Raw genomic sequence first — 25539 nt, 5'->3', positions numbered from 1 at the left:
ACCACGACAACGAAGGGCCCGCATAATGCAGGCAATGGCCGACCATACGATACCCACTGGCGCCGCCGGTTCCGACGCGGGCTGGACCCTCGTTTCACTGCGTCCTCAGGGCCAGCATGTGGCGCTGCGCCGCGCCGTTGCTGGGCTGGGCGGGCATGTACTGGCGCTTTCACCGTGGCGGTTGCAGCGCCTGCACGGCACGCCAGTGGTGCGCCAGCTGCAACGCGCGCTGAACTGCGATCGGGTGGTGTTCACCAGCCCGGCCGCCGTTGTCGCGGCCGCTTCCCTGCTGCCGCTGGCCGAGGCGCAGCGCAGCCCGTGGCTGACCGTGGGCGAAGGCACCGCGCGCGCATTGCAGGCGCACGGCATCACCGATGTGCACGCACCGCAGCGGATGGACAGCGAAGGCCTGCTGGCGCTGCCGGTACTGGCGCACGTGCAGGGCCTGCGGATCGGCCTGGTCACCGCCCCCGGTGGCCGCGGACTGATTGCCGCGCAGCTGCAGGCGGCGGGCGCCACGATCGAACGCGCCGACGTCTACCAGCGCCGCCTGCTGCGCCTGCCGCCCCGCACGCTGGCTCGATTGGCGCATTCCGCGCAGCCGTGGGTACTGGCGGTGAGCAGTGGCGAAGCGCTGCAGCATTTCTGGCAGCAGCTTCCGCCCGCATTGCGGCAGCGATTGCAGGCGCGCGCGACTGCGGTGGTGGCCAGTGATCGCCTCGGCGAACAGGCCCGGGCACTGGGCCTGCAGCACGTTGTGCGCGCGGCCGGCCCCACCACCGCGCAGCTGGTGGCAGCTGCACACGCCACGCTCACCGTCCCGGCAGCGACCTGAACAGGGACGTGGGTCACGCTTGCCGCTGCCGTCGGCAACAGTGATGCTGTGCACAACGCGGCCTGCCGGCCCTCGACCGGCGACGTTGCCGACAAGGAAGCCCGATGAACGACACTCCGCCCGTTTCCCCGCCCCGTCGACCCGTGCGCTGGCTGCTGCCGCTGGCCGGTGTGGTCGTGCTTGGCGTGGGCGGCTATGCCGGCTGGTACGTCTGGCAGCAGCAACAGAGCGAACAGGCGGCGCAGGCACAGACCACCGCCGTGCAGCTGCAGGGCCTGGAGGCCACGCTGGACGCGCTGCGCCGCGACCAGCGCGCCAGCAGCCAGCGCCTGCAGGACGCAGCCGCCACCAACCGCGTGCTGCGCGACGAGATGCTGGGCCTTTCCCAGCGCAGTGCATTGCTGGAAGAGAACCTGGCCAAGCTGGCCGACAGCGCCAACCAGGGCCGCCAGGCGGTACAGCGCGATGAAGCCGAACTGCTGTTGACCCAGGCGGCGCAGCGCTTGAACTACGCCGATGACGTGGAAGGCGCGCGCCGCCTGTATGCACAGGCCGCCACCGCACTGGCCGATCTGCCTGACAGCGACGGCCTGAACCTGCGCCAGGCACTGGTACAGGAACGCGATGCACTGGATGCGCTGGGCACCGGCCCGCGCGTGCAATCGCTGCAGCGGTTGGATGCGCTGGCCAAGGCCTTGCAGGGCCTGCCCTCGCAGGTGAGCGGCAGCGCTGCGACCAACACCGCCAGACCGTGGTGGCAGTCCACGCTGGCACCGTTCGTGGACATCACCCCGAGCCGCCAGAATGGCCCGCTGACCGCCGCCGAACGCCGCAACGCCGACGACGCGCTGCAGCTGGAACTGACCCTGGCGCGCGCCGCGATCGAACGCGGCGACCGCACCGGCCGCGATACCGCACTGGAACGCGTGGAGCACTGGGCGCAGCGGCGCTGGCCGGATTCACCGGCCCTGCGCGCGCAACGTGCTGAACTGAAGGCCTTGCGCGAGCTTCCGCTGCAGGCCAGCAACAGCATTCTTGGCAGCACCCTGCAGCAACTGCGCACCCAGACCGACCGGAGGTAATCCCGCATGAAACCCCTGCAATCCCTGGTCGTGCTGTTGCTGGCCGTGGCCATCGGCGTGGTGGCCGCGCAATGGCTCGGCGCCGATGACCTCAACCGCTTCGGCGAAGTGACCCTGCGCTACGGCGGCTACGACTACCACAGCAACCTGCCCAAGGTGGCGCTGCTGTCGGTGATCGCGGTGCTGGTGCTGTGGCTGCTGTGGAGCCTGATCGCCGCACCGTTCCGTGCCTGGGGCCGCTACCGCCGCAAGCAGGGCCGGGTGCGCCTGATCGACGGCCTGCAGGCCTATGAGCATGGCCAGTGGCAGCGTGCGGAGAAGCTGCTGGACGGCGCCGCCAAGGATCCGGAAGTGAGCGCGGTGGCGCTGGCCAATGCCGTGCGCAGTGCGCAGGCACGTGCCGATGGCCCCGCTGGCGAGGCGCTGCTGCAGCGCCTGGGCGAGAGCGATGCCACCCTGCAGGCGCTGCTGCGTGCAGAACAGCTGCTGGCGCGCGATCTGCCGGTGGATGCGATCAACGCGCTGGACGTAGCCGCGATCCAGCCGCTGCCGCCGCGCGGCCTGTGGCTGCGTACCGAAGCGCTGGCACAGGCCGGCCGCGCCCACGAGGCCTATGGCCAGCTGGGTGCACTGCGCCAGAGCAAGGTGCTGCCGGCCGACGCCAACAGCGAACTGGAAGCACGCCTGGCCGCACAGGCGCTGCTGGAAGCAGCCGACGTCAATGCGCTGGCCGCGCAATGGGAAGCCACGCCGAAGGCACTGCGACCGACCCCGGACGTGGTGGGTGCGTATGCCAGCCGTGCGGTGGCCCTGAACTGGGATGAGCCGGCGCTGCTGGCACTGGAACACGCTCTGGACCAGCGCTGGGACGATGAGCTGGTGGCCTTGTATGGCCGTCTGCCCGCCGAGCGCCTGGCGACGCGCCAAGCCAACCTGGCGCGCTGGCGCAACGTGCACGACAGCTCGGCCGCGCTGCGCCTGGCACAAGGCCGCGTGGCACTGGGCCAGCAGCAGTGGGATGCCGCCGATGCGTTCCTGCACGAAGCCATTGCCGCGGGCGCGGGTGCACCGGCATGGGAAGCGCTGGGTGAACTGTTTGCGCAGCGTGGCGATCATGCGCTTGCCGCGCAGTGCCTGGCCAATGCGCTGCGCCTGCAGCGCGGCGAGGACAGCGTGGAGCTGGTGCGCGGCACTGAAGCGCCGCTGCGTGCCACGGTGGAGGAGCAGCCGGTTACGGTGCAGCCGCCGGTGTATGACGCCAACGAAGAGCGCGATGAATTCGGCAATCCACGGTTGCCGTGAAGCGTGCCGACCCACGGTCGGCACCCACCGGAGCAAGAAAAAACGCCGCCCATCGGGCGGCGTTTTCATCTGTGGAACCCGGTAGTCGCCAACCTTGGTTGGCGCGCGGTCGCAGCGATCAGCGCTCGACGATCGCCACTACGCCCATGCCGCCGGCGGTGCAGATCGACACCAGCGCGCGGCCACCGCCGCGTTCGGCCAGCTGCTTGGCTGCGGTAGCGATCACGCGCGCGCCGGTGGCGGCAAACGGGTGGCCGGTGGCCAGCGACGAACCCAGCAGGTTGATCTTGTCCGGGTCGATGCGGCCCAGCGGTGCATCCAGGCCCAGGCGGGTGCGGCAGTAGTCCTCGCTCTCCCACGCACGCAGGGTGCACAGCACCTGCGCGGCAAAGGCTTCGTGGATCTCGTAGATGTCGAAGTCCTGCAGGGTCAGGCCGTTGCGCTTGAGCATCTCCGGCACCGCCACGGTCGGCGCCATCAGCAGGCCTTCGCCATGCACGAAGTCCACCGCAGAGACATGCGCATCGCGCAGGTAGGCCTGCGGCTCATGGCCGTGTGCACGCGCCCACTCTTCGCTGGCCAGCAGCACCGCGGCGGCACCGTCGGTCAGCGGGGTGGAGTTGGCGGCGGTGAGCGTGCCGCGGCCGGAGACCTTGTCGAACGCCGGCTTCAGCGTCGCCAGCTTTTCCAGCGAGGTATCCGGGCGCAGGATGTTGTCACGCTCGACGCCACGGAACGGTGCGATCAGGTCGTTGAAGAAGCCGCGCTCATAGGCCGCGGCCAGCTTCTTGTGCGACGACACCGCCCACTCGTCCTGCGAGTCACGCGAGATGTTCCATTCCTTGGCCATGTCCTCGCAGTGGTCGCCCATGCTCTTGCCGGTGCGCGGCTCGGCCACGCCCGGGAACTCGGGCTTGAGCTCGGAGAACTTGAAGCCAGCGGTCAGCGCGCGGATCTTGTCGCCAGTGCTCTTGGCACGGTTGGCGGCCAGCAGGCGCGCGCGCAGCTTCTTGCCGTAGACGATCGGCACGTCGGAGGTGGTATCCGAACCGCCACCGATACCCGATTCGATCTGGCCCAGCGCGATCTTGTTGGCGACAGTGATGATGCTGTCCAGCGAGGTGCCGCAGGCGCGCTGCAGGGTGATGCCCGGGGTCAACGGCGACAGGCCGGAAGACAGCGTGGCTTCACGGCCCAGGTTCCAGTCGCTGGAGTGCTTGATCACCGCACCCATCGCCACTTCACCCAGCTGCTGGCCATGCAGGCCGAAACGTTCGACCAGCGCGCCCAGCGTACGGACCGACATGCCGAGGTTGCCGACATCCGAATACGCGGTGTTCTGGCGGCAGAACGGAATGCGGACGCCACCGAGGATGGCGACGGGACGAGCGTTGGGCATGGAGATACCTGGCATGGATGAGGGTGTCTGCAACATGGCCTGCACGACGGAGCAGGCATAATGGAGCCAAGTGTAGCTGCCGCCCTGTGATGGGCCAACCGTGGAACCATGAGCAAACCCGACCCCGCGATGAATGCCCTTGGCGTGCTGGCCCTGGAACTGGCCGGCGGCGAAATCCCCCGCCAGGCGGTGCTCAGCGCTGAACAGGCCGGTGAACTGGCCGAACGCGTCGGCCGTGACCTTTCCAAGCTGGTGCCGCAGGTGGCCGAGCTGGACCTGGTGTTCGCCGCCGCCCATTTCGACCCGGCCGAAGTACTGCGCCCGGGCTGGCCGATCCATCGCCGCCTGGAAGAACTGCAGATGCGTGCCCCGGGCCGTAACCAGGGCCCGCGCCTGCTGGCCTTCGGTACCGATGCCAACGGTGACGTGCCGCTGCCGTTCCAGGCCGATGCCAGCCTGGTGGGCGGTGGCCTGCGCGTGGTGCCGTTCCTGCTGACCGGCAGCGACGTGGCCACCACCAACGCAGTGGCCAATGCGCTGGAAGAAACACTGCTGGCCAACGGCATGGCGCATGCCGATACCGCATTGATGGCGCAGAACACCTTCGGTGCGCGCATCGAGCATGCGCGCTATTTCACCGTGAACGACCTGGCCGCGATGATGTCGATGCAGTACGACAACCAGGGCCTGGCCGCGCTGTGGCCGCTGATCGAGACCGCGATCATGGCCCCGGGCGAGGACGAATGGCTCAACGCCGCGCCCGAGCCGCTGCTGCGCTACACGCACGGCGAGGCACGCATGGCGCTGTTCGATCCGGCCGGCTGGTGCGCCCACTACAACCACGGCAAGAACGACTGTGACCGCCTGAAGGGCATCTACGAGCAGTTCCTGATGCGCCAGCGGCAGATGGCCGCGGTGCTGGAAGCGCACGGCGTGCCGGTGCTGTTCGTGCACTGCGAGGCCGGGCAGGACGCGCGCGAGTTGCTGGCGCGCTGATCCGGGTGGCCTGTTGGTAGTGCCGGCCGCTGGCCGGCAACCTCCGGATCTGCGATTGCCGGCCAGCGGCCGGCACTACCGATCAGGAAAAACGCCGGCTTGCGCCGGCGTTTTCCGTTTCCAGCAGAAATGGCCGCAGTGCTGTTCGTGCACTGCGAGGCCGGCCAGGACGCGCGCGCTGCTGGCGCGCTGAAGACGGGTAGTGCCGGCCGCTGGCCGGCAACGTCCGGATCTGCGATTGCCGGCCAGCGGCCGGCACTACCGATCAGGAAAAACGCCGGCTTGCGCCGGCGTTTTCCATTTCCAGCAGAAATGGCCGCAGTGCTGTTCGTGCACTGCGAGGCCGGGCAGGACGCGCGCGAGTTGCTGGCGCGCTGATGCGGGTGGCCTGTTGGTAGTGCCGGCCGCTGGCCGGCAACCTCCGGATCTGCGATTGCCGGCCAGCGGCCGGCACTACCGATCAGGAAAAACGCCGGCTTGCGCCGGCGTTTTCCACTTCCAGCAGGAGCGCTCTTACGGCGCCTTCTGGATCACTGCGCAGGCCAGGCGCGCGCCGGCGTTGCCGGTCGGCTGGGTCTTGTAGTCGTCCGCATCGGCGTGGACGATCAGGCCGCGGCCGATGATGTCGAAGTCATCGCCCTTGCCGATGTTGACGTTGCTCGACACCGGGCCGTCGATGGTGGCCACGCCCTTGTCGTCGGCCTTGATGTTGGGCATGTCGCCGCCGTGGTGCGGATCGGTGGCCACATTGCCATGATCCTGGTGACCCGGGTTGAAGTGGCCGCCGGCGCTCATGCCGTCCGGCGCGCTGCAGTCGCCCTTTTCGTGGATGTGGAAGCCGTGCTCGCTGCCCGGCTTCAGGCCACTGATCTGGCCGGTCACGTGGACCTTGCCGTCGACCACCTTGAAGGTAACGCTGCCCTTGGCCTCGTTGCCCTGGGTCGGTGCCAGCTCGGCGGTGGCCGACGCATCGGCCGCCGGGGCGGCAGCAGGTGCCGGGGTTGCAGCCGGTTCGGTGGTTGCACCCTCGGCCGGCGCGGCCGGCGGGGTTTCAGTCTGCGGAGCGGCCGGCTGCTGGCCGCAGGCCGCCAGGCCCAGCGCGGCGATGGCCGCAAACAGCGAAGTGTGGATCAGACGCATTGGAATCTCTCCCTGGATGAAGCCTGCGGTGATCAGCGGACAACCCGGATCACGCCACAGGCGATGCGGACACCGGCATTGCCGGCGGGCTGGCTGCGATAGTCGTCGGCGTTGGCATGCACGACCAGTGCACGTCCGGCGATATCGGTGGCGGCGCCTCCGCCAAGGGTAACGCCCTTGAGGTGGATATCGACGTTGGCGCGGCCCTGGGCATCGGCACGCAGGTTGTCCATGTCGCCCAGGTGGTGCTTGCCGGTGCCGGCGCGACCATGCGCGGCGCCACCGGGGTTGAAGTGGTTGCCGGCACTGCTGGCATCCACCGCGCTGCAGTCGCCGCGCTCGTGGATGTGGAAACCGGCCTGCTGCATCGGCTGCAGGCCACCGATCAGGCCGGTGATGTGGATGCCACCGGGCTCCACCATCAGCGCGATGCGGCCACTGACGATGCTGGCCGAGGCCGGCGACAGGTTGGCCTCGCCCTGTTTCGCGGCGCTGACCACGGTCGGCGGCGGCGGGGTGGGCCCGGCCTTCTTCGGTGCGCTGCCACAGGCAGAGAGCAGCACGGCGGCGGACAACGGCAGGATGGCAAAGGACAGACGCATCGAAGACTCCTTGCAGGTGACACTACGGACGGCATCGTCCATGAACGATCAACGGTTCGGCAAGCGGGCGCGAGGATCGCGTGCAGGGACCGTTCAATGGCCCCCGCGGCGGCGCCCGGCGCCCAGCTTGCGGGTAAGGGTATTGCGACCGAGACCCAGGCGGGCAGCGGCTTCGGCACGGCGGCCGTGGGTGATCTGCAGCGCGGCCTCCAGCAGGGCATGGTCGACCCGCTCGCGCACCTGCGCGTGCAGCCCTTCCACGCCTTCGGCCAGCTGACGGCGCGCCCATTCGGCCAGCAGCGCTTCCCACTGGCCCGGATCGGCTGCGCTGGCACTGTTGCGGCGGCCCCGCGCGCGGTTCAGCGCGGTATCGACATCGGCCACGCCGATGGTGTCGGCGGCGGCCAGCGCAGCCATCCGCCAGCACACGTTCTCCAGCTCGCGCACGTTGCCCGGCCAGTCGTGTTCGCGCAGCGCCTGCAGGGCCGCAGCGGTGAGGCGCTTCGGCGGCGTATCCAGCTTGCGCGCGGCGGCCGCCAGGAACGTGCTGGCCAATTGCGCGATGTCCTCGCGGCGCTCGCGCAGCGGCGGCAGCTGCAGGCGCACCACGTCCAGGCGGTGCAGCAGATCGGCGCGGAACTTGCCCTGCGCGACCAGGCCTTCCAGGTCCTGGTGGGTGGCGGCCACCACGCGCACATCGACGCGGATCAGTTCACGGCCACCGACGCGGAAGAACTCGCCCTGCGCCAGCACGCGCAGCAGGCGGGTCTGCAGTGGCAACGGCATGTCACCGATCTCATCCAGGAACAGCGTGCCGCCGTTGGCCTGCTCGAAGCGGCCGATATGGCGGCGTTGCGCACCGGTGAAGGCACCCGCTTCGTGGCCGAACAGCTCACTTTCCAGCAGTTCGGCCGGAATCGCGGCGGTATTGAGCGCGACGAACGGGCCCTGCGCACGCGGCGATTCGCGATGCAGCGCATTGGCCACCAGTTCCTTGCCGGTGCCGGTCTCGCCGGTGATCAGCACCGCCAACGGCGCCTGCGCCAGGCGGCCGATGGCACGGAACAGCGCGCGCATCGGCGGGGTATCGCCCACCAGTTGCGGCGGCTGGTCGCTGGGAGTTTCAGCTGCGGGGCTGGGGGCAGCCAATGCCGGCGCCACCGCCGGCAGCACACGCTGCGCCAGCGCCACCGCGTCGTCCAGGTCGAACGGTTTGGACAGGAATTCATGCGCGCCACCGCGGAACGCACCGGCCGTGCTGGCCACATCGGTGTAGGCCGACATCACCACCACCGGCAGCTGTGGCAGCGCGGCCTTGAGCTTGTCCAACAGCACCAGGCCATCGTCGCCGGGCATGCGCACATCGGTGAACAGCAGCGCCGGCGGCGGGCCTTCGCTCAACGCCTGCAGGGCGGGAGCGGCACTGTCGAAATCGACGACCTGGTAGCCGGCTTCGCGCAGCGCGGTACACAGCACGAAGCGCACGGCACGATCGTCATCGACCACCCAGATGCGCTGTGCGACGGTGGAAGGTTCAGACATCGCGCGGGGCCTCCTCGGCCGGGGCGGCGCCGCTGATGATCGGCAGCAGCAGGGTGAACACGGTATGGCCCGGGCGCGAACGGTAGGTCAGCGTACCGCGATGCTCGCGCGCGACCTGCTGGGCCAGCGCCAGGCCCAGGCCAGTGCCTTCGGCGCGGCCACTGACCAAGGGCAGGAACAGGTGCTCGGCCAGCTCCTCGGGCACGCCACGGCCGTCGTCGGCGATCTCCAGGCGCAGCGCCAGCGTGTGCAGCTGCTCGGCGATGCGCACGCCATGCTCCACGCGGGTGCGCAGGGTGATGCTGCCGGCGCCGGCCTGGATCGCATTGCGCACCAGGTTCCACACCGCCTGGGTGAGGCGGTCGGCGTCGCCGTGGAATTCGGGAATGCTGGGGTCGTAGTCGCGCTGCAGGCGTACCGCCCAGCCGGCCTCGTTCTCGGCCAGGCGCAGCACGCGTTCCAGCGCGGCGTGGATGTTCAGTTCGGCATGCGGTGCAGCCGGGGCCGGCGACAGCAGCTGGTCGAGCAGGCCGTTGAGGCGCTCGATCTCGGAGCCGATCAGTTCGATCAGCTCACGTTCGCTGGCGTCGCGCTGGGCCGCGCGGCGGGCCAGCAACTGGGCCGCGCCCTTCAGCCCGGCCAGCGGGTTGCGCAGCTCGTGGGCCAAGCCCTTCAACGCCGCACTGAGCGCGCTGGGCAGGGCCTGGGTCGGGTCCAGCCCGGGGAATTCATCGACCGGATGCGCCTCCAGCAGCCAGCCGCCATCGTCGCGGCGGCTCATCCAGCCCTCGGCGAAGCGCGGCGCCTCGCCGGGCACCGCCAGCGCCAGCCGGTTCAGGCGCAGGCTGTCGCGCTCATCGCGAGCCAGGAAATGGGCCAGTGCCTCGCCCTGCACTTCCAGTGCGGCCAGCGGCCGCCCCAGCAAGCGCCGGACGCTGACGCCCAGCCAGCGGGCGAAGGCCGGATTGCAGCCGGCGATGCAGCCATCGGCCCCGGCCCAGGCCAGCGGCGTGCCGAGGGCATCGAGGGACGGTGGGGGCGCGGGGTCGGACATTGCACCAATGTAGTGCAAAACGCGGATCCGGGGTCGGATCCCTTTCCGTCAGGAAAGGGCTCTGACCCCGGCCGGGCAGCGTTACACCGGGTAGCCGGTGGCTTCCCGGGCCTTCTTCCAGGCGCTTTCGAATTCGCGCGCGCTGATCTCGTCGTCTTCGTCGAAATCCAGGAACGACACCGGCTGGTCGGCCAGCAGGAAGCGGTCGTCGCTGTGGGCATGCTCGTCGGCCCAGACCATCTTGGTGCCGTAGATCTCCACCTGGCGCACGATCTTCTCGCCACGGGCTTCCATCAGCACGTTGCCCTTGCCCAGGCCCGATTCGGCCCAGTGCTTGTAGTACTTCTTCGCGGCGGATTTCGCGCCGGATTTTGCGTTGTGCTTTGCGTAGGTCATTGCAGGGGTCCTGGCCGCAGCGGCGGCCGGAGAGTTCGGAATGGCGCCATTATCAGGCATCCGGGGTCGGAGCCCTTCCCTGCGGAAAGGGATCCGCCCCCTGTCGGTTCAGTTCGGCAAGGCCACGCCCTTCGGCCACAGCATCCAGATGTTGCCCTTCTGCTTCATGTCACCGGCCAGCTTGCCGGCGGCATCGCCGCTGCCCCAGTACAGGTCGGCGCGCACTTCGCCGGCAATGGCGCCGCCGGTGTCCTGCGCGGCCACCGGGCGCACCACCGGGCTGCCGTCGGGGCGCGTGGTGGACAGCCACAGCAGGCTGCCCAGCGGCACCACGGTGCGGTCCACCGCCACGCTGTAACCCGCGGTGAGCGGCACGTTCAGTGAACCACGTGGACCCTCCGGGCTGTCCGGGTTGCGCACGAAGAACACGTAGCTGGGATTGCTGCGCAGCAGTTCCGGCACGCGCGCGGGATGGGCCCGGGCCCAGGCGCGGATCGCATCCATGGTGACGTCTTCCTTCTTCAGCTGGCCCTGGTCCACCAGCCAGCGACCGATGGCGCGGTAGGGGTGGCCATTCTGCTCGGCATAGGCCAGCCGTACCTGCGTGCCGTCGCCCAGGCGCACCCTGCCCGACCCCTGGATCTGCAGCAGCTGCAGGTCCATCGGGTCGGTCAGCCAGGCCAGTACCGGGGCCTTGGCGCCCTTGGCCGCGATGGTGCCGGCGTCGTCATAGGGCTTGAGCACCTTGCCCTCGACGCGCCCGCGCAGACGCTTGCCCTTCAGCTCCGGGTAGACGCTCTCCAACTGCACCACGATCAGATCATCCGGCGTGCCGTATACCGGCACCGTCGCCTTGTCGGTACGGGTAAGACTGCCGGGGTAGATCGGCTCGTAGTAGCCGGTAATGAGCCCGTCGGCCTGGTGGCCGCCGGCACGCAGTGCATAGACATCCAAATCGCGCTGCAGGAACTGGCGGATCGCCGCCGGGTCCTTGTCCGAAACCGTCGCGGCGGTGGCGCAGGGTTTTGCCCAGACCGCATCGTTCTTCAGGCGCGTGCAGCTGCTGCGCCACGCAACGAAGCCGGCCTGCAGATCGCTGTCGGAGACCGGTGGCAGTGCACTCCATGCGGCCTTGGCATAGGTGGCCGCGGGCGGCGTGACCGGCGTCGGCACTTCGGTTCCGGTGCGGGGAGCGGTGGTGGAGCAGCCGGCGAGCACGGCCGCTGCCAGCAGGATGCAGTGCCTGCGCTTGAAGAAGGTGGCGGAATCGATCATGTCGCCATGGTGGAGTGCCGGCCGCTGGGCGGCAACCCAGCGCGGGGTCAAGCGTTCATGCGCCGGATCAGGGCGTCTGCAGCAGCAGGGAATGCAGGATGCGGGCGTCTTCGGCATCCAGCGTCTTCGGCAGGTCGTCGCGGCCACGGAAGCGGCGGTGGAAGGCGGCGACGGTGGCGTCCCGGTTGTCGAGCGGATAGCCGAAGCGGGCCAGCGCATTCCACGCGTCGAAGCCTTCCGGCGCCGCGCCGTCGGCCGCGCGCGGCCAGACGCCGAAACCGGCCTCGGCCAGCTGCTGCCACGGGAAGAACCGGCTCGGGTCCTGCTTGCGCGTCGGCGCCAGGTCGGCATGGCCGATCACCTGGCGCGGTGGGATGTTCAACCGGGTGGTGAGATCGCGCAGTAGCACGATCAGCGATTCGATCTGCGCCGCACTGAACGGGCTGCGGCCATCGTTGTCGAGCTCGATGCCGATCGAGGCGGAGTTGAGATCGGTGATGGTGCCCCAACGCCCGGCGCCGGCGTGCCAAGCACGGCGCTCATCGGCAACCAGCTGATAGCGATGGCCATCGGCACCGATCAGGTAGTGCGCGCTGACCGGCCCACCGCTGTTGGCGGTACGCAGCGTATGCAGGCTTTGCTGCACCGATTTCTGTTCGGTGTGGTGGATGACGATGATGACGGGCGTGCGCGCGTTCTGGTTCGGCGATGGCACCCAGGTGGCGAGCGGGTTGTGCTGCACGGGCGCGGTGGCGGTGCAGGCCGAAAGGGCCAGGGCCAGCAGTGTGGGAGCCAGGAGGCGGGGGCTGATCATGGGCAGATTCTAACCACGGATCGAGTCTATCGTTCGAGGCCATGTGCCGGACGACGCCACCGATGGTCGCGCTGTCCACACAGGGACAGCAGGACCTGGTCAGGCCAACGCCGGCGTGCCGCTCAACTTCGAAAGAACGACAGGTTGTACAGGAACAGGCCCCAGACCGCGATCGCGAGTGGGATCTCGCAGAACGCGGAGCGGTGCCGCAACGCCATCCGGATGAACATCACCACGGTCAGCATGGGCTGCCCGAAGAAGCAGACCCAGAAGAGTGCTTCTACACCCGGCACAGTGGACAGCTCGTAGATTCCGAGGGAGTTGTCGGTGTTCCGATTGAAAGTGACCGCCCCCCAAAGGGCGAGCAGGAAAAGCCAGGCCAGTGCACTGGCGCTTGATAGAAACAAGGTCCGTCTACCTGCGACACTCATTTTCGTCCCCATTCGGGTTGATCGAACCTGTACCGATCAATGACCGATGCACATGCTGCCTGGAGCAGACTTCCACGATCCGCTACTCATGCCCGCCATGTCGCTCCTTCGTGCAGCGCACATGCGCGGGAACATCAGGGTGCCGGAGCCGCGCAGCTGTCATTCAGTACTCCGGTCCAGTATCCATCTCCGGTTCGAAGCAGCCCCCAACCTGGGTGAACAATCGGATCGCCTCTTCATCCTCGGCCTCGTACTCGATGGCGAACGGCATGGGCGGACGATGCTTCTTCCGCGGATTCATGCTTCGAAACACTGCATAGCCCTCAAGCACAGCCAGTATCTGGGGTCGCGTCAACAAGACAACGTCCTGAGAGTTCCATCGCGAATGCACCAGGAAGAAATCGGCCGCCCGCAGGACAGCATGTCCCTCTCCATAGTGGACGCATGCGCTGCCCTCGTCACCGTTTGTGGGCGCAGCAAAGGCACTGCGGGTCCGCAGTTCGCTTCCGCGCCCGAGATGACCGAAGTCTCCATCCAGCCACGCTGCGATTTCACCGACACCCCGTCCCTGCCCATGGTGTACCACCGGCGCGTCACCGATCTTCTCTTCGCTGGATGGAACGTGGCAATCGCCGGTCCAGTAGGGAAAGAGAACTGCCTGGATAGTCATTCGAAACCCATTCCCTGCTGCCGCAACGGAAACCCCTGTCCCACTTCCGGTCTACCCGACCTGCTCGAAGATCACGTCAGTCACGCCAGCCCACTCAAGGCGTGACTTCACTTCCCCACTGACGATCAGTGCGGCACCGAATCCGCCAATCCTGAAAATATGCCACGAGCCCACTTTCCCGCCACCCAGAGCCAGCTTCGCAAACGCGCGATACTGCCCTGCGAGATCAGGTCTCACGGGATCATCCCGCTCGAATCTCCCGAATTCGGAGCGTGATTCGCCGACACAGTCGACGCAGGTTTCGACAATCAATACAAAGTAGCTTCCCCGCGTGCGCTGGCCTTCAATCACGACAGGTTCCATTGCGGCATTCGCATGGAGCCCGTCGACTTCTGGCGGACCTTCCAGTGCGCTACGGCACCGGGCACTCACGATGGCAACGGGACAGGACACCCTGATCCAGAGCATAGCTTGAAGGAAAAAGGCATCTTCTGCGAGCAACCGTTCACACGTGGAAGTGCTTCAGCCGATGGGAAATACCGGCCCACGGCTCCAGGGTACTCCGGCACCGGAGAACATCCGTTCGATCTCATCGTAGAATCCTGGATGAAAGGTCGTCTCATCGCTCGACTGCGAACGCAGGTAACGCGAGACCAGATCCAGGCACAGCTCCGTCGCTTCCATGTAGGTATCCAGCCACAGCACCTGCCCCTCGTCGGAAAGCTGATCCGGACGGACAACCGAGAGCTTGTGGCAGAAGGCATCGATGCTGGGAAGCCCCAGATCTGCCAGCAGGTCGTGGTAGGTCAGCCGCCACAGACCGGAGGAAAGGCAGCGATAGGTGAGCTCCACGGCGAAGCTCCAGCGTTCTCGATCTGCTGCGCCAGCCGCGCCGTCCACAAACGCATGCGGACTGTAGTCGCCCAGGGTCAGCAGGTAGACATACCATTCGATGTCTTCCATCACTGCTGCGGAAGTCGCCTGGATCACACCTGCTCCGTTCTGTAGTCCATCGAAGTCGTTGGTGGCGAACACGCACACCTGCAGACAGCCATTGGAGCAGGAACGGTAGAGCCACGCCATGCGTGGCTGAGTCGCCGACAGTGCCAAGCAAGCGTGGCACCTACCAGAGCAGTAGAAGTGCCGACCAACGGTCGGCACCCACCGTGGCGGCGGCAGGCGGCCCCGCAGGGCCGCCCGCCGATACCTCAGGCCTCGTAGGCGGATTCGCCGTGCGAGGTCACATCCAGGCCGGTGCGCTCCGCTTCCTCGGTGACGCGCAGGCCGACCACGCTGCGCACCACCAGCAGGATCAGCGTGGTCACCACCGCCGACCAGACCACGGTCAGGCCGACGCTGACCACCTGCACCCAGACCTGATGGGCGATATCCAGATCGGCCTTGGTGCCGCCCAGCGACTGCGCACTGAACACGCCAGTGAGAATCGCGCCGACGATGCCGCCGACACCATGCACACCGAACACGTCGGCGGTGTCGTCCACCTTCAGCAGGCGCTTCAAACCGGTCACGCCCCACACGCAGACCACGCCGGCGACGAAGCCGATGATGATCGCGCCGAGCGGGCCGACGGTGCCGCAGGCCGGGGTGATGCCGACCAGGCCGGCCACCGCGCCCGAGGCTGCGCCCAGTGCCGACGGCTTGCCCTTGCTGATCGCCTCCACCAGCGTCCAACCGAGCACGGCAGCGGCCGTGGCCAGCACGGTGTTGAGGAAGGCCAGCGAGGCGACGGTATCGGCGGCGGCGGCGGAGCCGGCGTTGAAGCCGAACCAGCCGACCCACAGCAGCATCGCGCCGATATAGGTGAACGGCACGTTGTGCGGCTTCAGCGCGGTCTGGCCATAGCCCAGGCGCTTGCCGACGAACCATGCGGCCACCAGGCCAGCCACGCCCGCATTGATGTGGACCACGGTGCCACCGGCGAAGTCGATCGCGCCCAGTTCACCCAAATAGCCGCCGCCCCAGACGATATGCGCCATCGGGATGTAGCTGAGAGTGAACCACAGCGCCGAGAACAGCAGCACCGCACGGAACTTGATGCGCTCGGCGAAGGCACCGACGATCAGCGCGGTGGTGATGCCGGCGAAGGTCGACTGGAAGGCGACGAACAGATAGTCCGGCAGGCCCTTGATCGGCGTGTTGCCCACCGAATCGGGGGTGAAGCCCTTGAGGAAGGCGAATTCGGTGAACGAGCCGAAGAACGGGTTGCCGGCGCTGAACACCGCGCTGTAGCCATAGGCCACCCACAGCAGCAGCACCAGCGAGAACACCACCAGGATCTGGCTGAGCACCGACAGCACGTTCTTCGAACGCACCAGGCCGCCGTAGAACAACGCCAGCCCCGGCACCACCATCAACAGCACCAGCAGGGTGGACGTCAGCATCCACGCCACGTCGCCGCGGTCATAGGCGGCGGCCGCTTCGGCCACGGCCGGTGCAGCGGCTGCCGCTGCAGGATCCTGCAGTGGTTCGACCGCCACGCTTTCGCTCGGCAGCGGCGACACCTGGACCTGCGCGTGGGCATTGCCCGGCCACGCACCGGCGGCCAGCGCGCTGAGCAGCATCAACAGGCACACGAAGTGGAACCGGGCTTGCCACCCGGTGAGAAGGCGCATCTTCATGGGGGAGTCTCCGGAAGGGGGTTACAGCGCGTCGGCACCGATTTCGCCGGTGCGGATGCGGATGACCTGTTCGACGGCGGTGACGAAGATCTTGCCGTCACCGATCTTGCCGGTGCCTGCCGACGACTGGATCGCTTCGATCACCGCGTCGGCACGCTCATCGGTGACCACGGTTTCGATCTTGATCTTGGGCAGGAAGTCGACGACGTACTCGGCGCCGCGATACAGCTCGGTGTGGCCCTTCTGGCGACCGAAGCCTTTCACTTCGGTCACGGTGATGCCCGACACGCCTGCGTCGGACAGGGCCTCGCGGACCTCGTCGAGCTTGAACGGCCGGATGATGGCGGAGATCAGTTTCATGCGCATGTCCCGAGGGTGGATGGGGCCAGCGCGCCAGCGCGCGTTGGCATCAGGCAACCAGCGGCCATCAGGGTGATGGCCGTGGCTGTTGCACCGGACACGTACAGGGCCGGGACGGCCGTGCCTCTCTCCTTGCACGACCGACGCGGGAGGGAGGGCGGCCCTGGTCGCGTATCCGGTCTTTCTCTTGCCCCTGGATCAGGGATCCTTGACGTGGGGTCAGAGCCCTTTCACGCATGAAAGGGATCCGACCCCATGCAACAACCCCGATCTGACCGCGGCTCCCCAGCCGCGAGAACGGAAGCGATGGCGGAGGGTGGGAAGGGGAAGCCCACCGCCATCGCTACGGGTCAGCTGGCGTAGTACAGCTGGTATTCCAGCGGGTGGGTGGCCGCGCGGAACTTGGTCACTTCCTGCATCTTCAGCGCGATGTAGCCGTCGATGAAGTCATCGCTCATCACGCCGCCGGCCTTCAGGAACTCGCGGTCCTTGTCCAGCGCTTCCAGCGCCTGGTCCAGCGAGGAGCAGACCTGCGGGATCAGCTTCTCTTCTTCCGGCGGCAGGTCGTACAGGTCCTTGTCGCTCGGTGCGCCCGGGTCGATCTGGTTCTTGATGCCGTCCAGGCCGGCCATCATCAGCGCGGTGAAGGTGAGGTAGCCGGACTGGATCGGATCCGGGAAGCGCATTTCGATGCGGCGTGCCTTCGGGTTGGACACCCACGGAATGCGGCACGAAGCCGAACGGTTGCGGGCCGAGTAGGCCAGCATCACCGGTGCTTCGTAGCCCGGCACCAGGCGCTTGTAGCTGTTGGTGCCCGAGTTGGCGAAGGCGTTGATGGCCTTGGCGTGCTTGAAGATGCCGCCGATGTACCACAGCGCCAGCTGGCTCAGGCCGCCGTAGCCGTCACCGGAGAACAGGTTGGTGCCGCCCTTGGACAGCGACTGGTGCACGTGCATGCCGCTGCCGTTGTCGCCGACGATCGGCTTGGGCATGAAGGTGACGGTCTTGCCGTTGCGGTGCGCGACGTTCTTGATCACGTACTTCATGCGCAGCAGTTCGTCGGCCTTCTGCACCAGGGTGCTGAACTTGGTGCCGATCTCGCACTGGCCGGCGGTGGCCACTTCGTGGTGCTGCACTTCCACTTCGATGCCGACCTGTTCCAGGGTCTTGCACATCTCGGCGCGCAGGTCGTGCAGGGTGTCGGTCGGCGGCACCGGGAAGTAACCGCCCTTCACGCCCGGACGGTAGCCGCTGTTGGCGCCGTCGTACTTGGCGCCGCTGTTCCACGCCGCTTCTTCCGAGTCGACCTGGAAGAAGGTGTGGCCCATTTCATTGGCGAAGCGGACCGAGTCGAAGATGAAGAATTCCGGCTCCGGGCCGAAGAACGCGGTTTCGGCGATGCCGGAGGACTTCAGGTAGGCCTCGGCGCGCTTGGCGATGCCGCGCGGGCAACGGCCGTACGGCTGCATGGTGGCCGGATCGAGGATGTCGCAGCTGATCACGATGGTCGGATCGGCGTAGAACGGATCGACGTAGGCGCTGGCGGTATCCGGCAGCAGCACCATGTCCGATTCGGCGATGCCCTTCCAGCCGGCGATCGAGCTGCCATCAAACATCTTGCCTTCTTCGAACAGCGACGGCTCGACGATGCTGACCGGGAAGGTCACGTGCTGCTCGACACCACGCATGTCGACGAAGCGCAGGTCGACGAACTCGATCTGGTTGTCCTTGATCAGCTTTTCTACGTTTTCCACGGACATCGGTACGACCTCGGATGGGGATGAATGCCTGCTGAGGTACAGCAACGACCGTGCCAACTTTTTGCGGCCCGCAAGTCATTGATTTGAAAAAGAGCGCCCCGGACCGGTGCAGAACGGCGCGCACCAAACGGGTGCACCCATCACCCGACGCACCCGTTTGGTGCAGCAGGGATCGTCTATCCTCTCGACCTTCTTTCTTCCTGCCGCGCGTGCCCGCACCGTCCATGTCCGACCTGCTCTCCGCCCTGCTGCTGGGCATCCTCGAAGGCTTGACCGAATTCCTGCCGATCTCCAGTACCGGCCACCTGCTCATCGCCCAGCACTGGCTGGGTGCCCGCTCGGACTTCTTCAACATCGTCATCCAGGCCGGCGCGATCGTGGCCGTGGTGCTGGTGTTCCGCCAACGCCTGCTGCAGCTGGCCACCGGCTTCAACCAGCGCGAGAACCGCGAGTACGTGTTCAAACTGGGCGCCGCTTTCCTGGTCACCGCCGTGGTCGGCCTGGTGGTGCGCAAGGCGGGCTGGTCGCTGCCGGAGACGGTCAGCCCGGTGGCCTGGGCGCTGATCATCGGTGGCGTCTGGATGCTGCTGGTGGAGGCCTACACCGCGCGCCTGCCCGACCGCGACCAGGTGACCTGGACAGTGGCGATCGGCGTCGGCCTGGCGCAGGTGGTGGCCGGCGTGTTCCCCGGCACTTCGCGCTCGGCCTCGGCGATCTTCCTGGCCATGCTGCTGGGCCTGAGCCGCCGCGCCGCCGCCGCCGAGTTCGTGTTCCTGGTCGGCATTCCCACCATGTTCGCCGCCAGCGCCTACACCTTCCTGGAAATGGCCAAGGCCGGGCAGCTGGGCAGCGAGAACTGGACCGACGTGGGCGTGGCCTTCCTTGCCGCGGCCGTCACCGGCTTCGTCGTAGTGAAGTGGCTGATGGGCTACATCAAGTCGCACAGGTTCACCGCCTTCGCTATCTACCGCATCGCGCTGGGCGCGGCGCTGCTGCTGTGGTTGCCCTCCGGCAGCTGAACAGCGCCGGGGCACGGCAACCCCATTGCCGGCCCCACCCCGTTTCCCCCACGGTTCCCCAAGGAGAATCACCATGAACCGCAAGCTCACCCTGCTCCTCCCGCTGGCCCTGCTGGCCGCCTGCAGCCAGACTCCGGCCCCGGCCGGCAACGGCGGCGACGATGTGGCCCCGGCCGCGGCCAAGGCAGCAGACCAGCAGACGCTGGCGCACCTGGATGCGCAGCGCCTGCAGAGCCAGCACTGGCTGCTGCAGCAGGCCACCGGCGCCGACGGCAAGCGCATCGACGCGCTGTTCGCCCGCGAAGACAAGCCGGTCACCCTGGACTTCGCTGATGGCCGCCTGTCGGTCAGCAACGCCTGCAACCACATGGGTGGCGGCTACACCCTGGCCGACGGCAAGCTGACGGTCGGTGCGATGGCCTCGACCCTGATGGCCTGCACCGACAAGGCGCTGATGGCGCTGGACGAGGCCGTGTCGAGCCGCCTGCAGGGCGAGCTGAAGGCCGAGCAGGATGCCGATGGCAAGCTGACCCTGACCAACGCGAAGGGCGACGTGCTGGTGTTCAACCCGGAACCGACCGCTGAAACCCGCTACGGCGGCGCCGGCGAAACCGTGTTCCTGGAAGTGGCCGCCAAGACCGAGAAGTGCTCGCACCCGCTGATCCCGGACTACCAGTGCCTGCAGGTGCGTGAAGTGAAGTTCGACGACAAGGGCCTGAAGCAGGGTGAGCCGGGCAAGTTCGAGAACTTCTACGGCAACATCGAGGGTTACACCCACGAGGACGGCGTGCGCAACGTGGTGCGCGTGAAGCGCTACGACGTGAAGAACCCGCCGGCCGACGCGCCGTCGCAGGCGTACGTGCTGGACATGGTGGTCGAGTCGGCCATCGAGAAGAAGTAAGACGACAGAAGGGCGGCCGAAAGGCCGCCCTTCTTCGTTGTGTAGAGTCGAGCATGGCTCGACTCTGCAGAAGCAAAGCCGGTCAGCGGCCGGCTCTACCAGGAGGACGCGAACCCGCGTGCTAGCCTTGCGGCGATGAAGATTCTCGCCATCTCCGGCAGCGTGCGCCGGCAATCGACCAACACGGCGCTGCTGCGGGCGTTGCAGGCCATCGCACCGACGGGCATGGAGCTGGAGGTCTACACCGGCATTGGCGATCTGCCCGTGTTCTCGCCCGACCTCGAAGGCGCCGATGAGCCGGGCAGCGTCACCGACTTCAAGGCGGCGATCGCGCAGAGCGACGGCGTGCTGGTGTGCAGCCCGGAGTACGTGCGCGGCATTCCCGGCGGGCTGAAGAACGCCATCGACTGGCTGGTCTCCGGTGACCAGATCGTGGGCCGGCCGATCGCGCTGGTGCACGCCTCGCATCGTGGCGAGGACATGCTGCAGGCGCTGCGCGCGGTGCTGTCGACGGTGAGTGCGGCGTTCAATGCCGGACTGTTCCTGCGCGTGCCGGTGCTGGGGCTGGAGCCGCAGCAGGTGGCGGATGTGCTGCGTTCGCAGGCGCATCGCGCCGAGGCCGATGCATTTCTGGCGGGGTTTGCGGGGTATTGCCGTTCGTCTTTGTAGCGTCGAGCATGGCTCGACTCTACAGAAGCAACGCCGGCCAGCGGCCGGCGCTACCGGGTTGCGGTTACAGCGCGGGGTTCAGCGTGTAGGTGCCGTGCAGGGTGGCTTCGGCCAGGACGTGGCCGTGCGACGCGCGGTAGGCATCGGCGGCGGTGAAGCGCGGCGGCAGGTCCAGCGTCGCCACGTCCAGCGCGAACACGCGGAAGAAATAGCGGTGCACGCGCTCGTCGTTGAACGGCGGATACGGGCCGTCGTAGCCCAGGTAATCGCCGGCCATGTCCGGGTTGCCGGCAAACCAGCCGGTGAAGTCGTTCAGGCCCTGGCGGCTGCCGGCCGGACCCGCAGGCGCGGGCTTGCCCTTCACCACGAAGCCATCGCTGCAGCTGCCGGCGGCGATCTCCTGCACCGAGGCCGGGATATCGGCCATCACCCAGTGCACGAAATCGCAGCGCGGCTGGTCGCGCGGTACGGTCATGTCGGTGCGGCCCACTGTCTCTGGCACGGTCGGCACATCCGGGTCCACGCACACCAGCAGGAACGAGCGGGTGCCATCGGGCACGCTGCTCCATGCCAGGTGCGGGTTGCGGTCCGGGGCGAAGCCGGCGGCATCGCCGGCGGCAAACTCACGGTCGATCGGTGCGCCGTTGGTCAGGCTGTTGCTGCTCAGCTGCATTGCACTCTCCTCATTCTTCCGGGTAGCCCAGGCGCACCGCAACCGGGGTGAGCTGGGCGAAGGCGGCGCTCATCACGTCGCGGTAGTTGCGCCAATGGCCCGGCGGGAAGCGCGGTGCGCCCAGCTGTGCGGCCGGCGGCATCGGCCGCTCGAACAGGCGGCCCAGCAGTTCGGCCATCGCGTGCGGATCGTTGCCGATCTGATCGATGCGCAGCAGCACGTGCGGGTACAGGTCTTCCTCGTGCAGCGTGGCGATCTGGGTCAGTGCGCGCGTCAGCCATTCGCCGGCTTCGGCCAGCGAGGTCATCGCCAGCGGTGCGGCGGCACCGTAGGCCACCCAGTCCAGCAGCATGTCGCGCGGATCACGCAGCACCAGCAGCAGGCGCCCCTGCGGCAGTTGCGGGCGCAGCGCCCACAGCAGGGCGTTGTCCCACCACAGCAGCCAGTCGATCACGGTGTCGCTCTGCAAGCCGCGCGCCGGCAGCTGCTCGCGCCAGCGCTGCACCAGCCGCTCCGGGGTCAGTACGCCCGAGGCCAGGTCCTGCAGCGTGTGGTAATTCTGGAACGCATCATCGGGCGCTTGGTTGGTGTAGCGATCACTGCGCAGCACCGGGCTGGCAGCGGCCAGGCCAGTCGCCACGCGTTCCACGCCCGAACCCGGCGCACCCCACAGGAAGATCGGCGCAGAGCTGGCGTCGCCCTCGATGCTGCCCTTGTCAGGCCAGCTCGGCGGCGACTTGGCCTGCGGCGGCAATGGCAGGCGCTGTGGCGCCTGGTCAGCCTGCAGCGCCAGCCACGTCTGCAGCGCCTGTTCCGGTTGGCCAGCGCGATCCTGGATTTCACCCAGCCAGGTACGCAGGTCGGCACGATGAGCTTCCGGCGCCATCTCAATCAACGCCTGCACGCGGGCAACTGCGGCAGCCGGATCACGCTGCAGCAGGCCTTCGACCAGGCGGGTCTCACCACTCACGCGCCCCGGCTCCAGGCTGACGATGCGCTCGGCGATGGCTTCAGCCTGCTCGCGCTCGCCCACCATGTCATGCAGGCGCAGGCGTGCTTCAAGTGCCGGCAGGTGGCCCGGCATGGCGTCCATCCAGCGTTCGACCGTCGCCGCGGCGGTGGGGCTGCCCACTTCTTCCACCGACAGGCGCGCCAGCCACAGATCGTGCAGCTGCTGATGCTGCTCCAGGGCGGCGTCAAGGCGCGCGCGCGCCTCGTCTTCGCGACCCAGGCGCTGCCAGGACATCAGCAGCAGCTGCAGCACCTGGCGGTCATCGGGGATCGATTCCAGCAGCGGCAGCAGGTGGTCCAGCGCCTGCAGCGGCTGGCCGCCGCGCAGCGCCAGTTCACCGGCCAGGCGACGCATCGACGGCGTATCCATGCCTTCCTGCTGCAGAGCGATCTGCATCGCTTCGGCAGCCGCCTCCACGTTGCCCTGGCGCAGCGCCAGCTGCACCACCAGGCCATGCAGCGAGCTGATGGCCGGGTTCAGTTCCAGCACGCGGCGGAACGCCTGCTCGGCGAACGCCAGCATGTCCTTGCCCAGGTAGGCGAAGCCCAGTGCATAGAGCACGCGGGTGTCATTCGGCTGCGCCTGGTTGGCGGCCGACAACAGCGTCAGCGCGCGGTCCGGGTCGTCGCGGCGCAGCGCGATCATGCCGTCGATGGTCAGCAGTTCCGGGTGGTCCGGCTCAACGCGCGAGGCCAGCGTGGACAGGCGCTGGGCTTCATCGAAGTCGTTGCGGCCGATCGCCAGGTGGGCCTGCATCAGGTAGGCGGAGAAGGAGTTCGGGTCGAGCCCGGTGGTGCGTGCCAGCGCTTCGTCAGCGCCCTGGTACTGGCGCAGGGCGAGCAGCAGGCCAGCGTGCTGCAGGTGCAGCTGGGCATCATCGGGGGCCAGCTGCAACGCTTGCTGCAGCGCCTCCATCGCGTCCTCGGCCTTGCCCTGCTGCTGCAGCGCAAGCGCCAGCCAGCGGTGGGCGTCGGCCAGGCCGGGTTCGTCACGGGTCCACGCCTGGGCCAGCTGCACGGCCTGGTCGGCCTGGTTCTGGCGCAACGCTTGGATGATCTGGTCTTGCATGGCAGTCCGCTTCAAGTGCAAACCCGCATTGTAGCGGGCTGCGCGCCGCTGCCGGTTCAGGCCTGCAGGACACGCTGCAGGCGTTGCGCAACCCAGCGCTCGGAGAAGCCGTCGCCCCGCCAGTTCTCGATGAATCCGCAGTGGCCGCCCCAACACGCGGTTTCCAGGCGCGCCTGGCGCGGCAGCTGCCAGTCACTGAAGGTCGCGTACGGAATCACCGGGTCATCCTGCGCCATCAGGATGTCGGCCGGCACCTGCAGGGTGGACAGGCGGTCGCCGGCAATCGAGTAGCCATCGAAATAGGCCTGCAGTGAGCCGAAGTTGGTGTGGCGCTCGACCAGCCATGCCGTCAGCGCGCGGATGTCCAGCTTCAGCACGCGGTCGTCGCAGTCGCTCAGCTCGGGGAACAGGTCGCGCTTGCGGCGCAGCGAACCGGCCCATTTGCGGCGGAAGTACCAGTCATACATCGCCGGGCCGTTCTCGATGCTGTCCATCGTCAGCGCCGGGTCCAGCACTGGGCATACGGACGCCACCCGCAGCAGCGGTACGCCAGCGGCCGGCGCGCGCAGGGCCAGCCGCAGCACGAAGTTGCCGCCCAGCGAATACCCGGCGGCGACCAGCGGCAGCTGCGGCCAGCGCTGGGCGATATCGCCGGCGGCATGCACCACTTCGTCGATCAGGTTGGAATGGAAGATGCCGGGGTTGAGATGATGGGTGTTGCCGTGGTCGCGGAAGTTCAGGCGCACCACGTCGAAGCCCTGTTCCAGCATGCGCGCGGCCGCCATGCGCATGTAGCTGGATTCGGCACTGCCTTCCCAGCCATGCAGCAGCAGGGCCATGCCTTTCGGTTCGCGGCCTTCGACATGGCTGTGCCAGCCCTGCAGGCGCACGCCGTCGCCGCCATCGAGGATCAGCTCCTCGCTGACCGCACCCGTGGCGGCCAGCAGCAGCAGGCCACGCTGCAGGCGCATGCGGCTGGAACTGAGCATCGACTGCAGGTGCGGATTGCGCAGCCAGCGCGGCGGCTGATAGTCAGCCGCGTGCAGCGTCGGCGTACCGGCGTCCAGGACAGGTGGCGGGATCAGGGCCACCGCACCCTCACTGCGTGCTCATGGCCGCCACGATGCGCGCGCGCGAGGTTTCCGCGATGCGCCGACGGCCTTCCAGGTCCTGGGCACCGATCGGCGCCAGGAAGTGCACTTCCGCACGTCGCGCCGGCTCACCGAGCAGGCGCAGGAAATTGGCGAAGAAACTCTCGCCCGGACCGAATGCGACGATGGTCTGCGCATTGCCATGCACGCCATACACCAGTGCTACCGGCTGCACCGGAACACCGGTTTCGACCGCGGCCTGGAAGATGCGGGCATGGAACGGCCCCACTTCGTGGCCACCGCGGGTGCGGCCCTCGGGGAACACGCCGACGGCTCTGCCGGCACGCAGGCGATCGGCCATCACCTGCATCACGCCACCCAGCGATTCGGTATTGCCGCGCTGGTGGAAGATGGTCTGCCCGCGCGCAGCGAGCCAACCGACCAGTGGCCAGCTGGCGATTTCGCGCTTGGCGACGAAACCCATCATGCGCTGGCTGTGCAGGATGCAGATATCCACCCAGCTGACATGGTTGGCGACGAACAGCACGGCGCCGGGCAGCGGCTTGCCGATCTGCACCAGGCGGAAGCCGAAGATCCACATCAGCCCACCCTGCCACCAGTTCACCACCTTGGCGCCGAAGGTCGCTTCGCCCACGCGCAGTTCGCCCCACGGCGGAAGCATGCCGATCAGGATGAGCGGCAGGAACACGGTGATGTGGACCAACAGCAGCGGTACGCGGTACAGGTAACGGCACACACGCGCCACGCCGCCGCGGGGGGCCGGAGTGGGGGAAGTCATCCGCGCACGA

Annotated in this window: 27 protein-coding genes; 8 read left to right on the top strand and 19 right to left on the bottom strand. The window is 67.8% G+C overall.

Translation table 11 applies throughout. The features are described 5' to 3' along the window. Window positions 1-25 precede the first annotated feature (25 nt). From SriyCCGPB3_RS00620 to SriyCCGPB3_RS00610, 3 genes are all read left to right on the top strand, one after another. Window positions 26-835: a uroporphyrinogen-III synthase gene (locus SriyCCGPB3_RS00620; protein ID WP_350259732.1), complete on the top strand. Its 810-nt coding sequence runs from the start codon at window positions 26-28 to the stop codon at window positions 833-835. A 104-nt stretch (window positions 836-939) separates the two neighbouring features. Further along, window positions 940-1917: a uroporphyrinogen-III C-methyltransferase gene (locus SriyCCGPB3_RS00615; protein ID WP_110710702.1), complete on the top strand. Its 978-nt coding sequence runs from the start codon at window positions 940-942 to the stop codon at window positions 1915-1917. Window positions 1918-1923: 6 nt separating this feature from the next. Further along, on the top strand, window positions 1924-3219 hold the full coding sequence (locus SriyCCGPB3_RS00610) for a heme biosynthesis HemY N-terminal domain-containing protein (protein ID WP_110710701.1): 1296 nt from the start codon (window positions 1924-1926) through the stop codon (window positions 3217-3219). Between the two features lie 118 nt (window positions 3220-3337). Here SriyCCGPB3_RS00610 and SriyCCGPB3_RS00605 read toward each other — a convergent pair whose 3' ends face one another. Further along, window positions 3338-4633: an acetyl-CoA C-acetyltransferase gene (locus SriyCCGPB3_RS00605; protein WP_180846204.1), complete on the bottom strand. Its 1296-nt coding sequence runs from the start codon at window positions 4631-4633 to the stop codon at window positions 3338-3340. 93 nt (window positions 4634-4726) lie between these two features. Between SriyCCGPB3_RS00605 and SriyCCGPB3_RS00600 the strand changes: the two genes are divergently transcribed. Next, window positions 4727-5614 (top strand): hypothetical protein, encoded by an 888-nt coding sequence (locus SriyCCGPB3_RS00600; RefSeq protein WP_110710700.1) that lies wholly within the window; start codon window positions 4727-4729, stop codon window positions 5612-5614. A 99-nt stretch (window positions 5615-5713) separates the two neighbouring features. Beyond that, the gene (locus SriyCCGPB3_RS00595) at window positions 5714-5992 is read left to right on the top strand and encodes a hypothetical protein (protein WP_350259731.1); all 279 of its coding nucleotides are present in this window, start codon (window positions 5714-5716) and stop codon (window positions 5990-5992) included. A 135-nt stretch (window positions 5993-6127) separates the two neighbouring features. Here the strand turns inward: SriyCCGPB3_RS00595 and SriyCCGPB3_RS00590 are convergent, their stop codons facing one another. The 14 genes from SriyCCGPB3_RS00590 to glnA all read right to left on the bottom strand — a co-directional run bounded on the left by SriyCCGPB3_RS00590 (window position 6128) and on the right by glnA (window position 18297). Then, window positions 6128-6754 carry a superoxide dismutase family protein gene (locus tag SriyCCGPB3_RS00590; protein ID WP_110710699.1) on the bottom strand — a complete coding sequence of 209 codons (627 nt, stop codon included), beginning with the start codon at window positions 6752-6754 and terminating at the stop codon, window positions 6128-6130. Window positions 6755-6786: 32 nt separating this feature from the next. Continuing rightward, window positions 6787-7356 carry a superoxide dismutase family protein gene (locus SriyCCGPB3_RS00585; RefSeq protein WP_110710698.1) on the bottom strand — a complete coding sequence of 190 codons (570 nt, stop codon included), beginning with the start codon at window positions 7354-7356 and terminating at the stop codon, window positions 6787-6789. Window positions 7357-7449: 93 nt separating this feature from the next. Then, window positions 7450-8898 carry a nitrogen regulation protein NR(I) gene (gene ntrC, locus SriyCCGPB3_RS00580; protein WP_153856699.1) on the bottom strand — a complete coding sequence of 483 codons (1449 nt, stop codon included), beginning with the start codon at window positions 8896-8898 and terminating at the stop codon, window positions 7450-7452. Then, complete coding sequence (locus tag SriyCCGPB3_RS00575; protein ID WP_110710696.1) at window positions 8891-9952, bottom strand: two-component system sensor histidine kinase NtrB; 1062 nt, start codon at window positions 9950-9952, stop codon at window positions 8891-8893. The genes ntrC and SriyCCGPB3_RS00575 overlap by 8 nt, the downstream gene beginning before the upstream one ends. 81 nt (window positions 9953-10033) lie before the next feature. Further along, window positions 10034-10348: a hypothetical protein gene (locus SriyCCGPB3_RS00570; RefSeq protein WP_049435403.1), complete on the bottom strand. Its 315-nt coding sequence runs from the start codon at window positions 10346-10348 to the stop codon at window positions 10034-10036. 108 nt (window positions 10349-10456) lie between these two features. Then, window positions 10457-11623 carry a murein transglycosylase A gene (mltA, locus tag SriyCCGPB3_RS00565; RefSeq protein ID WP_110714237.1) on the bottom strand — a complete coding sequence of 389 codons (1167 nt, stop codon included), beginning with the start codon at window positions 11621-11623 and terminating at the stop codon, window positions 10457-10459. A gap of 67 nt (window positions 11624-11690) precedes the next feature. After that, the gene (locus tag SriyCCGPB3_RS00560; RefSeq protein ID WP_110710695.1) at window positions 11691-12437 is read right to left on the bottom strand and encodes an N-acetylmuramoyl-L-alanine amidase; all 747 of its coding nucleotides are present in this window, start codon (window positions 12435-12437) and stop codon (window positions 11691-11693) included. 122 nt (window positions 12438-12559) lie between these two features. Next, the gene (locus SriyCCGPB3_RS00555) at window positions 12560-12868 is read right to left on the bottom strand and encodes a hypothetical protein (RefSeq protein ID WP_162621982.1); all 309 of its coding nucleotides are present in this window, start codon (window positions 12866-12868) and stop codon (window positions 12560-12562) included. Window positions 12869-13031: 163 nt separating this feature from the next. Beyond that, complete coding sequence (locus SriyCCGPB3_RS00550) at window positions 13032-13538, bottom strand: hypothetical protein (protein ID WP_075675710.1); 507 nt, start codon at window positions 13536-13538, stop codon at window positions 13032-13034. A gap of 51 nt (window positions 13539-13589) precedes the next feature. Beyond that, window positions 13590-14006: an imm11 family protein gene (locus SriyCCGPB3_RS00545; protein WP_324187365.1), complete on the bottom strand. Its 417-nt coding sequence runs from the start codon at window positions 14004-14006 to the stop codon at window positions 13590-13592. 54 nt (window positions 14007-14060) lie between these two features. Continuing rightward, complete coding sequence (locus SriyCCGPB3_RS00540; RefSeq protein WP_350259730.1) at window positions 14061-14621, bottom strand: hypothetical protein; 561 nt, start codon at window positions 14619-14621, stop codon at window positions 14061-14063. Window positions 14622-14746: 125 nt separating this feature from the next. After that, the gene (locus SriyCCGPB3_RS00535) at window positions 14747-16177 is read right to left on the bottom strand and encodes an ammonium transporter (protein ID WP_153856695.1); all 1431 of its coding nucleotides are present in this window, start codon (window positions 16175-16177) and stop codon (window positions 14747-14749) included. A 21-nt stretch (window positions 16178-16198) separates the two neighbouring features. Further along, window positions 16199-16537 carry a P-II family nitrogen regulator gene (locus SriyCCGPB3_RS00530; protein ID WP_004134334.1) on the bottom strand — a complete coding sequence of 113 codons (339 nt, stop codon included), beginning with the start codon at window positions 16535-16537 and terminating at the stop codon, window positions 16199-16201. 350 nt (window positions 16538-16887) lie between these two features. Beyond that, window positions 16888-18297, bottom strand: a complete 1410-nt coding sequence (gene glnA, locus SriyCCGPB3_RS00525) for a type I glutamate--ammonia ligase (RefSeq protein ID WP_004153533.1) — start codon at window positions 18295-18297, stop codon at window positions 16888-16890. A gap of 224 nt (window positions 18298-18521) precedes the next feature. Here glnA and SriyCCGPB3_RS00520 point away from each other — a divergent pair, with 224 nt between their 5' ends. The 3 genes from SriyCCGPB3_RS00520 (at window position 18522) to SriyCCGPB3_RS00510 (ending at window position 20886) form a co-directional block, all read left to right on the top strand. Next, a complete protein-coding gene (locus tag SriyCCGPB3_RS00520; RefSeq protein WP_110710690.1) occupies window positions 18522-19316 on the top strand; it encodes an undecaprenyl-diphosphate phosphatase in 795 nt (264 codons plus the stop codon). A 73-nt stretch (window positions 19317-19389) separates the two neighbouring features. After that, window positions 19390-20217: an META and DUF4377 domain-containing protein gene (locus SriyCCGPB3_RS00515; RefSeq protein WP_110710689.1), complete on the top strand. Its 828-nt coding sequence runs from the start codon at window positions 19390-19392 to the stop codon at window positions 20215-20217. Window positions 20218-20352: 135 nt separating this feature from the next. Beyond that, window positions 20353-20886 carry an NADPH-dependent FMN reductase gene (locus SriyCCGPB3_RS00510; RefSeq protein ID WP_110710688.1) on the top strand — a complete coding sequence of 178 codons (534 nt, stop codon included), beginning with the start codon at window positions 20353-20355 and terminating at the stop codon, window positions 20884-20886. Window positions 20887-20950: 64 nt separating this feature from the next. Here SriyCCGPB3_RS00510 and SriyCCGPB3_RS00505 read toward each other — a convergent pair whose 3' ends face one another. Genes SriyCCGPB3_RS00505 through SriyCCGPB3_RS00490 form a run of 4 tightly spaced genes read right to left on the bottom strand, consistent with a single transcriptional unit; the run spans window position 20951 to window position 25529 of the window. Beyond that, entirely contained in the window at window positions 20951-21559 is a 609-nt protein-coding gene (locus SriyCCGPB3_RS00505; protein WP_110710687.1) for a YbhB/YbcL family Raf kinase inhibitor-like protein, read from the bottom strand. A 10-nt stretch (window positions 21560-21569) separates the two neighbouring features. Continuing rightward, a complete protein-coding gene (locus SriyCCGPB3_RS00500) occupies window positions 21570-23639 on the bottom strand; it encodes a tetratricopeptide repeat protein (protein ID WP_350259729.1) in 2070 nt (689 codons plus the stop codon). A gap of 56 nt (window positions 23640-23695) precedes the next feature. After that, the gene (locus SriyCCGPB3_RS00495) at window positions 23696-24685 is read right to left on the bottom strand and encodes a YheT family hydrolase (protein ID WP_350260387.1); all 990 of its coding nucleotides are present in this window, start codon (window positions 24683-24685) and stop codon (window positions 23696-23698) included. Window positions 24686-24737: 52 nt separating this feature from the next. Further along, on the bottom strand, window positions 24738-25529 hold the full coding sequence (locus SriyCCGPB3_RS00490) for a lysophospholipid acyltransferase family protein (protein WP_110710684.1): 792 nt from the start codon (window positions 25527-25529) through the stop codon (window positions 24738-24740). Window positions 25530-25539 lie beyond the last annotated feature (10 nt).

Origin of the sequence: Stenotrophomonas riyadhensis (genome assembly GCF_040256885.1) — a bacterium.
Classification (GTDB): domain Bacteria; phylum Pseudomonadota; class Gammaproteobacteria; order Xanthomonadales; family Xanthomonadaceae; genus Stenotrophomonas; species Stenotrophomonas riyadhensis.
The sequence above is the reverse complement of the archived record's forward strand: the minus strand, read 5'-3'. Positions and strand labels throughout refer to the sequence as shown.

Excerpts from the sequence above, each read along its gene's own strand:
- SriyCCGPB3_RS00620 (WP_350259732.1), top strand. The coding sequence starts at position 26 with ATGCAGGCAATGGCCGACCATACGATACCCACTGGCGCCGCCGGTTCC.
- SriyCCGPB3_RS00615 (WP_110710702.1), top strand. The coding sequence starts at position 940 with ATGAACGACACTCCGCCCGTTTCCCCGCCCCGTCGACCCGTGCGCTGG.
- SriyCCGPB3_RS00610 (WP_110710701.1), top strand. The coding sequence starts at position 1,924 with ATGAAACCCCTGCAATCCCTGGTCGTGCTGTTGCTGGCCGTGGCCATC.
- SriyCCGPB3_RS00605 (WP_180846204.1), bottom strand. The coding sequence starts at position 4,633 with ATGCCAGGTATCTCCATGCCCAACGCTCGTCCCGTCGCCATCCTCGGT.
- SriyCCGPB3_RS00600 (WP_110710700.1), top strand. The coding sequence starts at position 4,727 with ATGAGCAAACCCGACCCCGCGATGAATGCCCTTGGCGTGCTGGCCCTG.
- SriyCCGPB3_RS00590 (WP_110710699.1), bottom strand. The coding sequence starts at position 6,754 with ATGCGTCTGATCCACACTTCGCTGTTTGCGGCCATCGCCGCGCTGGGC.
- SriyCCGPB3_RS00585 (WP_110710698.1), bottom strand. The coding sequence starts at position 7,356 with ATGCGTCTGTCCTTTGCCATCCTGCCGTTGTCCGCCGCCGTGCTGCTC.
- ntrC (WP_153856699.1), bottom strand. The coding sequence starts at position 8,898 with ATGTCTGAACCTTCCACCGTCGCACAGCGCATCTGGGTGGTCGATGAC.
- SriyCCGPB3_RS00575 (WP_110710696.1), bottom strand. The coding sequence starts at position 9,952 with ATGTCCGACCCCGCGCCCCCACCGTCCCTCGATGCCCTCGGCACGCCG.
- SriyCCGPB3_RS00570 (WP_049435403.1), bottom strand. The coding sequence starts at position 10,348 with ATGACCTACGCAAAGCACAACGCAAAATCCGGCGCGAAATCCGCCGCG.
- mltA (WP_110714237.1), bottom strand. The coding sequence starts at position 11,623 with ATGATCGATTCCGCCACCTTCTTCAAGCGCAGGCACTGCATCCTGCTG.
- SriyCCGPB3_RS00560 (WP_110710695.1), bottom strand. The coding sequence starts at position 12,437 with ATGATCAGCCCCCGCCTCCTGGCTCCCACACTGCTGGCCCTGGCCCTT.
- SriyCCGPB3_RS00555 (WP_162621982.1), bottom strand. The coding sequence starts at position 12,868 with ATGAGTGTCGCAGGTAGACGGACCTTGTTTCTATCAAGCGCCAGTGCA.
- SriyCCGPB3_RS00550 (WP_075675710.1), bottom strand. The coding sequence starts at position 13,538 with ATGACTATCCAGGCAGTTCTCTTTCCCTACTGGACCGGCGATTGCCAC.
- SriyCCGPB3_RS00545 (WP_324187365.1), bottom strand. The coding sequence starts at position 14,006 with ATGCTCTGGATCAGGGTGTCCTGTCCCGTTGCCATCGTGAGTGCCCGG.
- SriyCCGPB3_RS00540 (WP_350259730.1), bottom strand. The coding sequence starts at position 14,621 with ATGGCGTGGCTCTACCGTTCCTGCTCCAATGGCTGTCTGCAGGTGTGC.
- SriyCCGPB3_RS00535 (WP_153856695.1), bottom strand. The coding sequence starts at position 16,177 with ATGAAGATGCGCCTTCTCACCGGGTGGCAAGCCCGGTTCCACTTCGTG.
- SriyCCGPB3_RS00530 (WP_004134334.1), bottom strand. The coding sequence starts at position 16,537 with ATGAAACTGATCTCCGCCATCATCCGGCCGTTCAAGCTCGACGAGGTC.
- glnA (WP_004153533.1), bottom strand. The coding sequence starts at position 18,297 with ATGTCCGTGGAAAACGTAGAAAAGCTGATCAAGGACAACCAGATCGAG.
- SriyCCGPB3_RS00520 (WP_110710690.1), top strand. The coding sequence starts at position 18,522 with ATGTCCGACCTGCTCTCCGCCCTGCTGCTGGGCATCCTCGAAGGCTTG.
- SriyCCGPB3_RS00515 (WP_110710689.1), top strand. The coding sequence starts at position 19,390 with ATGAACCGCAAGCTCACCCTGCTCCTCCCGCTGGCCCTGCTGGCCGCC.
- SriyCCGPB3_RS00510 (WP_110710688.1), top strand. The coding sequence starts at position 20,353 with ATGAAGATTCTCGCCATCTCCGGCAGCGTGCGCCGGCAATCGACCAAC.
- SriyCCGPB3_RS00505 (WP_110710687.1), bottom strand. The coding sequence starts at position 21,559 with ATGCAGCTGAGCAGCAACAGCCTGACCAACGGCGCACCGATCGACCGT.
- SriyCCGPB3_RS00500 (WP_350259729.1), bottom strand. The coding sequence starts at position 23,639 with ATGCAAGACCAGATCATCCAAGCGTTGCGCCAGAACCAGGCCGACCAG.
- SriyCCGPB3_RS00490 (WP_110710684.1), bottom strand. The coding sequence starts at position 25,529 with ATGACTTCCCCCACTCCGGCCCCCCGCGGCGGCGTGGCGCGTGTGTGC.